The sequence below is a fragment of the Nonomuraea endophytica genome (genome assembly GCF_014203235.1).
Classification (GTDB): domain Bacteria; phylum Actinomycetota; class Actinomycetes; order Streptosporangiales; family Streptosporangiaceae; genus Nonomuraea; species Nonomuraea endophytica.
In genome coordinates, this window is record NZ_JACHIN010000003.1 from 769996 (window position 1) to 782752 (window position 12757).

Genomic DNA, 12757 nt, shown 5'->3' on the forward strand with positions numbered 1-12757 from the left:
CATGGAAATCTCCACTGTGACCATCCCCGTCTCCGACCAGGAGACGGCCCTGGCCTTCTACACCGGCCCCCTCGGCATGGGGATCAGAACCGACAACCCGTTCCCGATGGGCCGCTGGCTCACCGTCGCGCCGGAAGGCAGCACGACGACGTTGCTGCTCGCCTCGTGGTTCCCCGAGATGGCCCCGATCGGCGGCCTCATCCTGACCGCCCCCGACCTCGACGACCTGGCCGGACGCCTCAGGTCGGCCGGAACCACCGCCGACGGCCCGGCCGACGCGCCCTGGGGCCGCCAGCTGCTCTTCCAGGACCCGTTCGGCAACGGCTACGTCGTCAGCCAGAGCTGATGTCCTCCGACGCGCTGTTCGCCGCACTGGCCAGCCCCGCGCGGCGGCGGCTGCTGGAGCTCCTGCTGCGTGAGGGGGACCAGCCCGCCGGACGGCTGGCCGAACGGTTCGACATGAGCCGCCCCAGTGTGTCCGAGCACCTGAAAGTCCTCAGGGACGCCGGACTGGTGGCCGAAGCTCGCCGGGGACGCGAGCGCCACTACCGGCTGGAGGCCGAGCCGCTGATGTCACTGCGCGACTGGCTCAGCCCGTACGAGCGGTTCTGGCGCGAGAGGCTGGCCGCCCTCGGAACGATCCTCGACGAGATGCCCTCAACCATGGATGAGAAGGACGATGACTGAAGACCTGACCGCGATCCGCGTCGACCACTTCTACGCCCACCCGCCCGCCAAGGTCTGGCGCGCCCTCACCGACCCCGAACTGATGGCCCAGTGGCTGATGCCCAACAGCTTCCGGCTGGAGATCGGCCACGAGTTCACCTTCACCACCGACCCACGCCCGAACGTGGACTTCGACGGCATCGTGTACTGCCGCGTGCTGGAGATCGAGCCGGGCAAGCTCCTCAAGATCAGCTGGAGCGACGGCAAGAAGGCCGACTGGACGGTGAGCTGGCGCCTGGAAAGCGAGGGCCGCGGGACCCGCGTCTTCCTCGACCACGAGGGCTTCGACCCGGACGACACGGCCCAGCAGTTCAGCCGCAAGATCATGGGCGGAGGCTGGCGCACCCACCACTTCACCAAGATCGCCGACCTCCTCGAAACCATGCCCTAACCCCACCCGGCCCGCCCCCACCCGCACCGCTCCGGCGCGTCTTCGTGGCTGGCGGCCGTGCGCGTTGCGCCGGTCTCGACCGCTGGGCTTCTCGCCGACGCGGCGCTCAAGAGCGTGGAGGTTGGCCACGGCCCGCGAGCCCTGGCCGCCTCCGCTCCGTCGGCGGCGCGGCGCGGGGCGGGGCGGGGCAGGCGGGGCGGTGGGTTGGGGGTGGGGCCCGGAGCGGTGGCGGTTGGCTGTCGGGGGATGTGAGAAGGACCTCGCCGTTGGTGAGGGGCGAGGTCCGGAGGGTCATGCCGTCAGTTCTGGTCGGCCTTCTTGAGCTCCTCGGCCAGCTCCGACCGAATGGAGTCCATGTCCAGGGCTCGTACCTGCCCGATCAGGTCCTCCAGGGCCGGGGCGGGAAGCGCGCCGGGCTGGGCGTAGACGACGATGCCGTCGCGGATGGCCATGATCGTCGGGATCGAGGTGATCTCGAAGCCCTGGGCCAGCGCCTGCTGGGCCTCGGTGTCGATCTTGCCGAAGGTGATGTCGTCGTGCTTCGCAGACGCCTTCTCGAAGATCGGCCCGAAGGTGCGGCACGGCCCGCACCACGCAGCCCAGAAGTCGAGCAGGACGATCCCCTTGTCGGCGATGTCGTTGAAGTTCTTCTCTGTTACTTCGATAGTCGCCACAAGTGGCTCCTCGTATGGTCGTTGAAGTTGCAACGGTGTCAACTACTCACCGCTTTCCAGCATTCCATGTCCCGCCGGGACCGCACACCAGGCTACGGCGGGACACGCGATGTCAGCGCCCGTTCGATGCGCCACGGCTGGTCGGTGGGTTGGGAGTCGCCGGTGACGACCTCTTTGAGGGTTACGGTCCGACCGGTCTGGGGCCACGTCGCCGTTCCCCTGGAGGGTCGCTGTTGCCGGCGTGGGGATGACCAGCGGTTGAGGAGAGTTGCTGTCGTGTATTTCCGTGTAAAGGGGTATAGAGGGTTAATTCGGCTTACCTTGACGAGTGCAGTCCCGGGTATGACCACTGCATGGACTGGGTCACCTGCGCGCATTCTGGCGCCTGCACAGGCTTCGCACACCAGCCTCACGGCACCTGCCTGCTCCACGCCTCCCCCGAGGGGCGCGCGGAGGTGCTCCGCACCTTAACCCCCGGCCGCCTCGTGGACCTCCGCGGCACCACCATCGACGCCGAACTCCTGGACCAGGTCCTGGAAGCCACCGGACGAAGACCCGGCAGAACCCGCCTCGACCGCGCCCACTTCACCTGCGAGACCCGCTTCGCCGGAGTCGCCTTTCTCGGCGACGTCTCCCTCGACGGGGCAAGGTTCGATCGCCTGGCTTCTTTCTTCGGGGCCCGTTTCGAGGGCAACGTCTCTCTGGCCGACGCCCGGTTCGCCCGCGAACTGTCCTTTCACGGCGTACGGGTCCGCGGGCACCTGTCGCTGGACCGGGCGGTACTGGCCCGTGACGCCCTGTTCAGCCAGACCGCCTGCGGCCGCGGCCTGTCCTGCGAGCGGACCAGGTTCGACGGGTTCGCCACCTTCGACGCCGCGAGGGTCGGCGACGGCGCCAGCTTCCGCGGCGCCCGCTTCGGCCGCACGCTCTCCTTCCGCAAGGTCGTCGGCCCGGCCGGCTTCGACGCCGCCCACTTCCTGGGCAACGTCTACGTCTCGGTCACCGGCCGCCTCTCGGCCACGCACGTCCATGCCGAGTCGGGGCTCGACCTGTGCGTCACCGGATCGGGCGCGGACCTGCGCCACGCCGAGGTCACCGGGCCGCTGCTGCTGCGCCTCACCGACGCGCAGGCCGACCTGGAATCCGCCGTTCTGCACCACCCGTCCGCCATCTCCGGCCGGGGCCGCGCCGCCCTCACGTCTCTGCGCGAGGTGAACGCCCCCGCACTCAACCTGGCCGGCCTGGACCTGTCCACCTGCCGCTTCGCCGGCTACAGCGACCCGGCGGGCCTGCGGCTGAAGAACTGCGCCTTCGCGTTCACGCCCAGCGGCGTTCGGTTCGGGCTGCGCTGGCCGCCGATGCGCTGGTTCTCCCGCCGCCGCTCGCTGGCCGACGAACACCTGTTACGGGGCTGGACGGCCCCCGGCGAGACCGCCGCCAGCGCGGAACGCCTCGCGATCCTCTACTCAAGCCTGCAAGCTGGCTTGGACGACGAGGCCATAGCCAGCGACTTCGCCTTCGGCGCCATGGAAATGCGGCGCAAGGCAGGAGCGTCACGGCGATGGTGGCTGGCCCTGTCCTGGCTGCTGTGCGGTTACGGCCTGCGGATGGGCAGAGTGGCACTCTGGCTGGTCATCCTGATGGCCATCACGGCCGGCGTCTTCTGGACCTCCACCAGCCAGGCCACCCGCCGCCCCGTCCCCAACCAGCCCGACGCAACCGTCCACCTCCCCTGACATCTCCAACCACCGTGGCTGAGGGCCGGGAGCGGAGTTGTCACGGCGAGCACCCCGTGAGCCCTCACGACCATCGCTCGACAGACGGAAAGGAGTTACGGCGGGGCGGGCAACCCGGCCCCGCCGTAACGGAAAAAGCGCCAGAAACAGAGGCGCTAGACGGAGCGGTAGAGCTCGGCGACGCGGAAGGCCAGGTCCAGGGACTGGGAGCGGTTGAGCCTCGGGTCGCAGGCGGTTTCGTAGCGGAGGGCGAGGTCGTCCTCGACGATCTCCTGGCCGCCGCCGACGCACTCGGTCACGTCGTCGCCGGTGAACTCGATGTGGATGCCGCCCGGGTGCGTGCCGAGCGCGCGGTGCACCTCGAAGAAGCCGGCCACCTCGTCCAGCACGGCGTCCAGGCGGCGGGTCTTGTGGCCGCTGGGCGCCTCGAAGGTGTTGCCGTGCATCGGGTCGCAGATCCATGCCACCTGCGCGCCCGCCGCGGTGACCTCCTTGACCAGCGGCGGCAGCAGTTCGCGGATCTTCGGCGCGCCCATGCGGGTGATGAACGTCAGGCGGCCGGGCTCGTTGGCGGGGTTGAGCTTCTCGATCAGCGTGAGCGCCTCGTCGGCCGTCGTCGTGGGGCCGAGCTTGACGCCGATCGGGTTGCGGATGCGGGAGAAGAACTCGACGTGCGCGCCGTCGAGCTGGCGGGTGCGCTCGCCGATCCACACCATATGAGCGGAGACGTCGTACGGCAGGCCGGTGCGTGAGTCGATGCGGGTGAGCGCCTGGTCGTAGTCGAGGATCAGGGCCTCGTGGGAGGAGTAGAACTCCACGGTGTGGAACTCCTCCGGGTCGGCCCCGCAGGCCCGCATGAACGCGAGCGCCTGGTCGATCTCCCTGGCCAGCTGCTCGTAGCGGCGCCCGGCGGGCGACTCGAGCACGAAGTCCTGGTTCCAGGCGTGCACCTGGCGCAGATCGGCGTAGCCGCCCTTGGTGAAGGCGCGGGCGAGGTTGAGCGTGACCGCCGAGGAGTGGTACGCCTTCAGCAGCCGCCACGGGTCGGGCACCCGGGAGGTCTCGGTGAAGTCGAACCCGTTGACCATGTCGCCCCGGTAGGCGGGCAGGGTGACGCCGTCGCGGGTCTCGGTGCCCTTGGAGCGCGGCTTGGCGAACTGCCCGGCGACCCGGCCGATCTTCACGACGGGCACCTTGGCGGCGTAGGTGAGGACGATGGCCATCTGCAGCAGCGTCTTGAGCTTGTTGCGCACGTTGTCGGCGGTGGCCCCGGCGAACGTCTCGGCGCAGTCGCCGCCCTGCAGCACGAACGCCTGGCCGCGGGCCACGTCGGCCAGCTGAGCCTTGAGCTGGTCGCACTCGCCGGCGAACACCAGGGGAGGAAGAGACCGCAGCTCGTCCACGACCTTGCCGAGCTCGGCGGGGTCGGGCCAGTCAGGCTGCTGGGCGGCGGGAAGCGCCCGCCAGGAATCGAGGTTGCTCAGTGCGCTCACGACAAACGAGGGTATTCCACTCCGCCTTCCTCTCCGACCCCGGATTCCGCATTCTGAGAACGTGTTCTCACCTGGCGACCCACCAAACCCGGTAAACCGGTCATATCACTTGGATGACATGCTTCCCGCGTACGCCGCCCGCCTCCAGCGCCCGGTGCGCCTCGGCGATGTCCGACAGCGGGTGGACCGTGTCCACGACCGGCCGGAGCGCGCCGGACTCCGTCAGCCTGGTCAGCTCGGCGAACAGTTCGTGGGTGGGGTTGCCGCTGAAGGCCCGTACGCGGTGCTTGCCGTACACGGTGGAGGCGAGGATGTAGCCGAGCGAGGCGGCCACGCGCGTGGTGTCGAACGCGATCGCCACCATCCGCCCCCGCGGCGTCAGCAGGCGGCGCCACGCGGGCAGAGCGGTGCCCACGGTGTCCAGGACCACGTCGAACCAGCCGAGGCCGTCCGGGCCGGTCGTCGTGTAGTCGTGCGCCTCGTGGGCGCCGAGGTCGCGGACGAGGTCCAGGTTCCGTGCCCCGGCGAGGGCGGTGACGTGGGCGCCGTACGCGCGGCCGAGCTGGACGGCGAGGCTGCCGACGCCGCCCGCGCCGCCGCGCACCAGGAGGCGCTCGCCGGGGACGAGGCGGGCCTTGTCGCGCAGCGCGGTGATCGCGGTCGTGCCCACCGGCAGAGCCGCCGCCTGGACCAGGTCGAGCCCGGCGGGGGCGAAGGCGAGCTGCCGGGGCCGCACGACCACGTACTCGGCGGCGCTGCCGAAGCCCTGGGATCTGGCCATGACGCCCCAGACCCGGTCGCCGGGCTTCAGCCCGGACATCGGCGAGCCCAGACCGGCGACCTCGCCGGTGAAGTCGATCCCGGTGCGCTTGGGCCAGCCGGGTCCGGCGAGCGCGGTGACCGGTCGTACCTTTCCGGCCCGGCCCAGGAGTTCGCCGCCGTTCACGGTGGCGGCGTGGACGCGTACCAGGACCTCGCCGGGGCCCGGGACGGGCTTGGGCACGGTGCCCTCGTACAGCACTTCAGGGGGGCCATAGCGGTCGTAAAGGGCCGCGCGCATCTCACTCATGCCGTCACGCTAGCCCGCTAAACGGAGAGGCCACTCCACTTGAGCTAATGTGAGAAACATGCCTGTGGAATCCTCTCGGATGGAGCTGCGCGCGGACGCGCGGCACAACCGCGAGCGCATAATCAAAGCCGCCGGCGAGCTGATCGCCGCACGTGGCCTCGACGTGCCCATGGCCGCGATCGCGCGGCGGGCCGGCGTCGGCGTGGCCACGCTCTACCGGCGTTTCCCCACCCGCGAGGCCCTGATGGTGGAGCTGTTCCACGACCGTCTCGCCGTCTGCCTCGCCGGGGTCGACGCGGCGCTGGAGGACCCCGACCCGTGGCGCGGGTTCCGGACGTACATCGAGAACCTCTGCGCGATGAACGCCGTCGACCGCGGGCTCGCGGCGGCGTTCCTGACGGAGTTCCGCGGCGCGGTCGACTTCGAGCGCGAGCGGGCGCGGGCCGAGCAGGGCTTCGCCGAGCTGGTACGGCGGGCCAAGGCGGCCGGGCAGCTGCGCGCCGAGTTCGACCGCAGCGACCTCTCGCTCATCCTCATGGCCACCGACGGCATCACCGCGGCCTCCGCCGAGACCGCGGTGGCCGCCGCCCGCCGCCTGGCCGGCCTGATGCTGCGCTCCTTCCACACCGGACCGGCCGCGCCGCTGCCCCCGCCCGCTCCGCTCGCCCTCTACCACCTGTCCGTGCCGGACTAGGCGCGGGTCAGGGCCTTCGTGCGTACGTGCTCGGGCCGGACGCCGAAGCCCACGAACCGGCGCAGCGCCGCGCCCAGGATCGGGATGCCGGTCACGTTGGCGGGGATGCGGGGTGGTTTCTGGCGGTTCTCCAGGGCGACGCTGATGACGCGGTCCTGGAACAGGCGCTGCGCGGCCTGCGTGACCTTCGCCGGGAACAGCCGCCGACGCTGCACCAGGTGAAGGGCCGACTCCGGGATCGGCGCCCCGGAGCGCAGCGATCCGGCCAGCAGGTTGGCGGTGGCCACCGCGTCCTGGACGGCCAGGTTGATGCCGACGCCGAACACCGGCGACATCGCGTGCGCCGCGTCCCCAATGCACAGGAACCCGGGCAGGTGCCAGCGTTCCAGCCGGTTGACCGCCACGGTCAGCATGCTGAGGTCGTCGTAGCTCTGGACGATGTCGACCCGATCGGCGAGGAACGGCAGCAGCCGCCGTACCGGATCCCTGAAGGCGTCGATGCCCTGGGCGCGCAGCCGGGCGAAGCCGCCCTTGGGGATGACGTAGGCCATCTGCCAGTAGCTCTCCCGGTTGATGGCGACCATGAGCTTGCCGGCCGCCAGCCGCAGGAACGTGTTGTCGGTGTCGCCGGCCTCCCGCGGCATGCGGAACCACAACACGTCCATGGGCGCCCCGAACTCCTTCGGCACGAGCCCCGCCGCCGCGCGCAACGTGGAGCGCCGGCCGTCGGCGGCCACGGTGAGCGCGGCCCTGATCTCGTGCTCGCCCGAGGCGTCGCGGTAGCGCAGGCCGCGCACGACGCCGTCCTCGCGGATCAGGCCGGTCGCCTCGGCGTTCATGAGCAGCCGGAACGACGGATATTCCTTGGCCGCCCCGGTGATCAGGTCGAGGAAGTCCCACTGCGGGACCATCGCGATGTAGTTGTACGGCGTGCGCAGTTCCCTGAGGCTGGCCACCGGCCGGGGCCCGTCGTCGGTCAGCGCGTGGACCTGGTAGGTCTTGCGGTGGGGCATGTTGAGGAAGTCGTCGATGAGCCCGAGTTCCTCGAGCACCACCATGGTCGAGGGGTGGATCGTGTCACCCCGGAAGTCCCTGAGGAAGTCGGCGTGCTTCTCCAGCAGCGTCACCTCGACGCCGGATCTGGCGAGCTGCAGGGCGAGCATCGCGCCCGCTGGACCGCCTCCTGCGATTACACAGCTCATAATTCATCACCCAATGAAATTGTCTCACGACATGGGAAAAGCACAAGGCCCGGCATCCGCAGGGCCCGAGGCGCCGAAGTACAGACGTGAGCGTCGCGACCGTCCGCCCCCATCACGGCCGCGACGCGCCACCCCGTTCGCGGCGCCCACCGCGCGACGGGCCATACCGGCTGGGAGCGACCCCATGAACGAAGACCTCCACGCCCTGTCCGGCGCCTACGCCGTGCACGCTCTGCCCGAGTTGGAAGGAGAGCTGTTCGAGCGGCACCTGGTCCGGTGCGTGGCCTGCCAGGGCGAGGTGCGCCGCCTGCGCGAGACGGCCGCCCGCCTGGCGCTCCCCGTGGCCGTGCCGCCGCCCGCCGCGCTGCGCCGCCGCGTGCTCGCCTCCGCCTCCCAGGTACGGCAGGCCCACACCCCCGCCACCATCTACCCCTGGCCGCTGGAGGCCGAATCGGACGCCACCGTCTGGTACCCCAGGACGGACACGACGGGCACCCTCGCGTTCGCGCCCGACGCCCCAGGACCCGACCAGCCCGGACCCCAGCGGATCGGCGCCACGGGGGCCGGGTCCTCGCCGGCTTCTGACGTGCCAGGCCCGCGGTCCGGAAGGCACGGCCGGGCGGGGTCCGTGTGGCGGGGCCGGGTGGCGGCGGGGCTGGCGGCCGTGTCCGCGGCGGCGGCCGTCGCCCTCGGGGTGCTCGCGGTCCAGGGCCAGCAGCGGCTGGAGACGGTGACCGCCGATCGGCAGGAGGCGCTCGATCGGCAGCAGGACCTGCTGGACGTCATGGCCGCCCCCGACGTCCGGGTCATGCGCCGGCCGGTCACCGCCGGGGGCGAGGCCACCATCGTGGTCTCCAGGGAGCGGGGCAGGATGGTGTTCGCCGCGACCGGGCTGCCGCGCCTGGAGGAGGACGAGGACTACGCGTTGTGGCTGATGGGGCCACGGGGTTCCCGCCCGGCGGGGCTGCTGGACGACGGTGACGGGATGCTGCGGGCCGTACCGGAGAAGGGGGAGGGGCGGGTGGCGCTGACGGTCGAGCCCGCGGGCGGGTCGCGGCGGCCCACCACGGTGCCGATCATGCTGGCCGAGCTGCCCTCAGGCTGAGCCGACGGCCTTGTGGAAGGCGAGCAGGCACAGCCCGAGCGCGTCGTGCTTGGAGGTCTCCTCGTCGCGGATCTGCTGCCACGAGGCATACAGCAGCGCCCACATCACCTGCTGCACCCAGCTCGCCGGCATCCGCGCGTCGACCGAGCCCTCTTCGCGGCCGCGCTCGATCATGGCGATCAGCTGCCGGTCGGCGGGGGACTCGGTCTCCCAGTCGGCCGCGTCGATGATGTGCGGCTCCGTGAAGGCGAGCATGAGGTAGTCGCCGAGCTCGAAGTACTCCTGCAGGAGGCGGTCGAGCGCCTGGATGGCCGTGCCGTCGTTGAGCCTGGCCCGGGTGGTGGCCAGGGCGATCTTCTCCAGAAGGTCCTCGGACATCGCGGTGATCAGGTCGGTGCGCTCGGGGAAGTAGCGGTGGATCGTGGTGCGGCCGACCCCGGCGGCCGCGGCTACGTCGCTGAGTGAGGCGCCCGAGTTGCCGGTCAGTGTGGAGAAGGCGGCGTCGAGGATGGCGCGACGGGTCCGCGCGCGCAGCCCTGTCTCAGCAACTGTCATGGGCTCACCGTACCACTAAGAAACTCATTTGCCTTTCTTGGAACACATGTGTTCCACTGTCTCTCATGACTGCTCCAAAAAAGTTTCCACGGCTCCGTATTTTGTGGAGCTTTGCCCGGCCCCACCGGGGCAAGCTCGTGCTCGGGTTGTTCCTCGCGCTGCTCGGCTCGGGGATGAGCCTGGCCACGCCGATGGTGACCAAGTGGGTCCTCGACTCGCTCGGCGCCTCGCTGTCGCTGTCCGGGCCCATCACCGCGCTGGTCGGCCTGTTGCTGGTCGGCATCGTGATCCTGACCTGGCAGTGGATCATGCTCGGCGCGCTCGGCGAGCGGGTCGTGCTGGAGGCGCGCGAGTCGATGGTGCGCCGCCTGCTGCGCGCCACCATCCCGGCGGTGACCAGGCGGCAGAGCGGTGAGCTCGTCACCCGGGTCACCTCCGACACCGTGCTGCTGCGCGAGGCCGCGTCCTCCAGCGTCATCGGATTGATCAACGGCGCCATCATGCTGGTGGGCACGCTCGTGCTCATGGGCGTGCTGGACCTGGTGCTACTCGGCACCACGGTCGCCGCGGTCGTCGTGGTGGGCCTGTTGTTCGCCACGCTGATGCCGGCCATCGCCAAGGCGCAGGAGCGTGCACAGGAGCACGTGGGCCGCGTCGGCGGCCGGCTCGAAGGCGCGCTGCGCGCGATCAGGACGATCAAGGTGAGCCGCGCGGAGGACCGCACCGCCGAGCGGATCATCGACGACGCCCGCGTGTCGACCAAGTACAGCATCCGCGCGGTGCGAAGGGAGGCGATCGCCTGGACGCTGGCCTGGTCCGGCATCCAGCTGGCCATCATCCTGATCCTCGGCGTCGGCGCCTGGCGGGTGAGCCTCGGCGTGCTGGAGGTCTCCAGCCTGATCGCGTTCCTGCTCTACGCGTTCGCGCTGATGGAGCCGATCACCGAGCTCAGCCAGAACCTCACCGCCCTGCAGGCCGGCATCGCCGCCGCCGAGCGCATCCGCAGCGTCGACGACCTGGAGCAGGAGAGCTCCGTGCCCGCCGCCGCCGGGCTCGCGGCCGCGGGCGCTCCGGCGATCCTGGAGTTGCGGGACGTGCGGGCCGCGTACTCGGCCGACTCCGAACCCGCCGTCAAGGGCGTGGACCTGGTCATCCCGCGCCGCGGGCACGTCGCGATCGTCGGGCCGTCCGGGGCGGGCAAGACCACGCTGTTCTCCCTGATCCTGCGCTTCCTGCAGCCTCAGGAGGGCGAGATCCTGCTGGACGGCGTGCCGTACCGGGAACTCACCCACGAACAGGTGCGCGCCCGGCTCGCCTACGTCGAGCAGGACACGCCCGTCGTGCCCGGCACGATCCGCGACAACCTGCTGCTGTCGCACCCCGAGGCCGGTGAGGACGAACTACTCAAGGTCCTGCATGACGTACGGCTGGCCGAGATGGCCGGGAACCTCGACCAGGAGCTGTCGCCGACGTCGGTCTCCGGCGGCCAGCGCCAGCGGATCGCACTGGCCAGGGCACTGCTGCGCACCCCCGACGTGCTGCTGCTCGACGAGGCCACCGCCCAGCTCGACGGCCTCACCGAGGCGGCCGTGCACGACTGCATCGCCGATCGGGCGAGCAAGGGCGCCGTGGTGACGATCGCGCACCGGCTGTCCACCGTGATCGACGCCGACACGATCGTCGTGCTCCAGGACGGGAAGGTACGCGCGCAGGGCTCCCACGCGGCGCTCCTGGAGACCGACGAGCTCTACGCGAGCCTGGTCGAGGCGCTCAGCCTGGCTGAGGGCAAGAGCCCGGCCGCGGCCTGAACGGGGACCAGAGCGGGCGGGTGACGACGCCGGTCACCCGGCCCGCGCGGCCATCGGGAACCGGTCCCTGGGCACGGGGTCTCCAGGGGCCGCCGCGCTGCCCGCGACCGTCCACGCGACGGTCGCGGGCAGCGCGCTCAGCGCAGCGCCTCGACGGCCTTCACCAGCGAGGTCGTGGCCAGGTCGCGCAGCGGCGCGTAGTCCTCCTCCGGATACTGCCGCGGGCCGTTCTCCACCAGCAGGATCAGGTAGAGGTAGGTGCGGTAGAGGTCGAGACGGGTCAGCGCGGCCGGCGTGAGCTCCAGCGGGCGCACCTCCCGGTACCCGGCCAGCAGCGGATCGTTCTCGCCGACCTCGCCGAAGATCGTCGGCGTGATCAGCTCGGCCAGCGGATCGCCCCAGAACGCCCGCTCGTGGTCGATGATCGCCTGGATCCGGCCGTCGTGCGTGAGGAAGACGTTGCCCGGCCACACGTCGAAGTGGACCAGGCTCGGCGTGCGCACCTCGTCCAGCACGTGCGCGGCCGACCCGGCCACCCGCCGGATCTCCTCGGCGGGCAGCGGCAGCGGCGTCGGATAGCGCAGGGTGTCATCCAGCAGCGCCCCCAGCATCCTCAGGTACGCGTCCCGCCAGGTCGAGCCGGTGAGGCCGTTGTGCGGATAGCCGAACACCTCGCCGGTCACCGAGGCCAGCGTGGCCAGGTGCCGGCCGAGCTCGCGGCGTACGTCGTCGGGGGAGTCCGGCCGGGTGCGGTTCCACGGCGTGCCGTCGAGCGCGCGCAGCACCAGGTAGTCGCCGCCGAGCACCGGATCGTCGAAGCCCGCCCGCAGCAGCCCGGCCACCGGCACCCCGGCCGCGCCGGCCAGCTCGATCGCCCGCGCCTCCATGCGCAGCAGGTTGCGCTCGTAGGTGAGCTGGTCGAGGTCGGGCGGCGGGGAGAGCTTGAGCACCACCTCACGGCCGTCCTCCAGCCGCAGCCGCCACACGGCGTTGGCGAAGCCGTCGGTCAGCTCGCTCGCGTCGGCGACCCCTGTGCCCATCGCCCGCCGCAGCAACGCGTCGAGCTGCTCGGGCGACAGGCGGCGCTTGGTTCTGCTCTCCACAGAGCGAGATTCTGTCCGCTTCGAGAGGTGATCGTCCAGTGCGTCCGGAAAGCTAGATGGTTGATTCCAAGGGCTGAGGTTCGTTGATCGGCTGCGGGCATGCAGTGAGGGTGTCCAAGATCTGTTTGTGACGACAGAACTGAACACCCTCGCTACGGCACTGTATGTGAAGATCGACGATCAGTTGCGGGCTTTCCCGGA

13 protein-coding genes are annotated in these 12757 nt (G+C 70.8%); 7 read left to right on the plus strand and 6 right to left on the minus strand.

Annotated features, from left to right (window positions below; all coding sequences use genetic code 11):
• Position 1 precedes the first annotated feature (1 nt).
• Genes HNR40_RS15425 through HNR40_RS15435 form a run of 3 tightly spaced genes read left to right on the plus strand, consistent with a single transcriptional unit; the run spans position 2 to position 1117 of the window.
• On the plus strand, positions 2-346 hold the full coding sequence (locus tag HNR40_RS15425) for a VOC family protein (protein WP_184961593.1): 345 nt from the start codon (positions 2-4) through the stop codon (positions 344-346).
• Complete coding sequence (locus HNR40_RS15430) at positions 346-687, plus strand: ArsR/SmtB family transcription factor (protein WP_184961595.1); 342 nt, start codon at positions 346-348, stop codon at positions 685-687. Before HNR40_RS15425 ends, HNR40_RS15430 begins: the two co-directional genes overlap by 1 nt.
• Positions 680-1117: an SRPBCC family protein gene (locus HNR40_RS15435; RefSeq protein WP_184961596.1), complete on the plus strand. Its 438-nt coding sequence runs from the start codon at positions 680-682 to the stop codon at positions 1115-1117. The genes HNR40_RS15430 and HNR40_RS15435 overlap by 8 nt, the downstream gene beginning before the upstream one ends.
• A 299-nt stretch (positions 1118-1416) precedes the next feature.
• Here the strand turns inward: HNR40_RS15435 and HNR40_RS15440 are convergent, their stop codons facing one another.
• Positions 1417-1791, minus strand: a complete 375-nt coding sequence (locus HNR40_RS15440; protein WP_184961598.1) for a thioredoxin family protein — start codon at positions 1789-1791, stop codon at positions 1417-1419.
• 455 nt (positions 1792-2246) lie between these two features.
• Here HNR40_RS15440 and HNR40_RS15445 point away from each other — a divergent pair, with 455 nt between their 5' ends.
• Complete coding sequence (locus tag HNR40_RS15445; RefSeq protein ID WP_184961600.1) at positions 2247-3527, plus strand: pentapeptide repeat-containing protein; 1281 nt, start codon at positions 2247-2249, stop codon at positions 3525-3527.
• Positions 3528-3682: 155 nt separating this feature from the next.
• Here HNR40_RS15445 and HNR40_RS15450 read toward each other — a convergent pair whose 3' ends face one another.
• Together HNR40_RS15450 and HNR40_RS15455 are read right to left on the minus strand one after the other, a co-directional pair.
• Entirely contained in the window at positions 3683-5020 is a 1338-nt protein-coding gene (locus tag HNR40_RS15450) for a class II 3-deoxy-7-phosphoheptulonate synthase (protein ID WP_184961602.1), read from the minus strand.
• Between the two features lie 100 nt (positions 5021-5120).
• The gene (locus HNR40_RS15455) at positions 5121-6080 is read right to left on the minus strand and encodes an NAD(P)-dependent alcohol dehydrogenase (RefSeq protein WP_184961751.1); all 960 of its coding nucleotides are present in this window, start codon (positions 6078-6080) and stop codon (positions 5121-5123) included.
• Between the two features lie 67 nt (positions 6081-6147).
• Here HNR40_RS15455 and HNR40_RS15460 point away from each other — a divergent pair, with 67 nt between their 5' ends.
• Positions 6148-6783, plus strand: coding sequence for a TetR/AcrR family transcriptional regulator (locus tag HNR40_RS15460; RefSeq protein WP_221340322.1), 636 nt, complete (start codon positions 6148-6150; stop codon positions 6781-6783).
• Here HNR40_RS15460 and HNR40_RS15465 read toward each other — a convergent pair.
• Positions 6780-7985: an FAD-dependent oxidoreductase gene (locus HNR40_RS15465; protein WP_184961604.1), complete on the minus strand. Its 1206-nt coding sequence runs from the start codon at positions 7983-7985 to the stop codon at positions 6780-6782. The genes HNR40_RS15460 and HNR40_RS15465 overlap by 4 nt on opposite strands.
• 184 nt (positions 7986-8169) lie before the next feature.
• Between HNR40_RS15465 and HNR40_RS15470 the strand changes: the two genes are divergently transcribed.
• Positions 8170-9090, plus strand: coding sequence for an anti-sigma factor (locus HNR40_RS15470; protein WP_184961606.1), 921 nt, complete (start codon positions 8170-8172; stop codon positions 9088-9090).
• Here HNR40_RS15470 and HNR40_RS15475 read toward each other — a convergent pair.
• Complete coding sequence (locus HNR40_RS15475) at positions 9082-9645, minus strand: TetR/AcrR family transcriptional regulator (protein ID WP_184961608.1); 564 nt, start codon at positions 9643-9645, stop codon at positions 9082-9084. The two genes, HNR40_RS15470 and HNR40_RS15475, sit on opposite strands and share 9 nt — an antisense overlap.
• Positions 9646-9710: 65 nt before the next feature.
• Here HNR40_RS15475 and HNR40_RS15480 point away from each other — a divergent pair, with 65 nt between their 5' ends.
• Positions 9711-11453, plus strand: coding sequence for an ABC transporter ATP-binding protein (locus HNR40_RS15480; RefSeq protein ID WP_184961610.1), 1743 nt, complete (start codon positions 9711-9713; stop codon positions 11451-11453).
• 137 nt (positions 11454-11590) lie between these two features.
• Here HNR40_RS15480 and HNR40_RS15485 read toward each other — a convergent pair whose 3' ends face one another.
• Positions 11591-12556: a phosphotransferase family protein gene (locus HNR40_RS15485; RefSeq protein ID WP_184961612.1), complete on the minus strand. Its 966-nt coding sequence runs from the start codon at positions 12554-12556 to the stop codon at positions 11591-11593.
• Between the last annotated feature and the right edge of the window lie 201 nt (positions 12557-12757).

Excerpts from the sequence above, each read along its gene's own strand:
- HNR40_RS15425 (WP_184961593.1), top strand. The coding sequence starts at position 2 with ATGGAAATCTCCACTGTGACCATCCCCGTCTCCGACCAGGAGACGGCC.
- HNR40_RS15430 (WP_184961595.1), top strand. The coding sequence starts at position 346 with ATGTCCTCCGACGCGCTGTTCGCCGCACTGGCCAGCCCCGCGCGGCGG.
- HNR40_RS15435 (WP_184961596.1), top strand. The coding sequence starts at position 680 with ATGACTGAAGACCTGACCGCGATCCGCGTCGACCACTTCTACGCCCAC.
- HNR40_RS15455 (WP_184961751.1), bottom strand. The coding sequence starts at position 6,080 with ATGCGCGCGGCCCTTTACGACCGCTATGGCCCCCCTGAAGTGCTGTAC.
- HNR40_RS15460 (WP_221340322.1), top strand. The coding sequence starts at position 6,148 with ATGCCTGTGGAATCCTCTCGGATGGAGCTGCGCGCGGACGCGCGGCAC.
- HNR40_RS15465 (WP_184961604.1), bottom strand. The coding sequence starts at position 7,985 with ATGAGCTGTGTAATCGCAGGAGGCGGTCCAGCGGGCGCGATGCTCGCC.
- HNR40_RS15470 (WP_184961606.1), top strand. The coding sequence starts at position 8,170 with ATGAACGAAGACCTCCACGCCCTGTCCGGCGCCTACGCCGTGCACGCT.
- HNR40_RS15475 (WP_184961608.1), bottom strand. The coding sequence starts at position 9,645 with ATGACAGTTGCTGAGACAGGGCTGCGCGCGCGGACCCGTCGCGCCATC.
- HNR40_RS15480 (WP_184961610.1), top strand. The coding sequence starts at position 9,711 with ATGACTGCTCCAAAAAAGTTTCCACGGCTCCGTATTTTGTGGAGCTTT.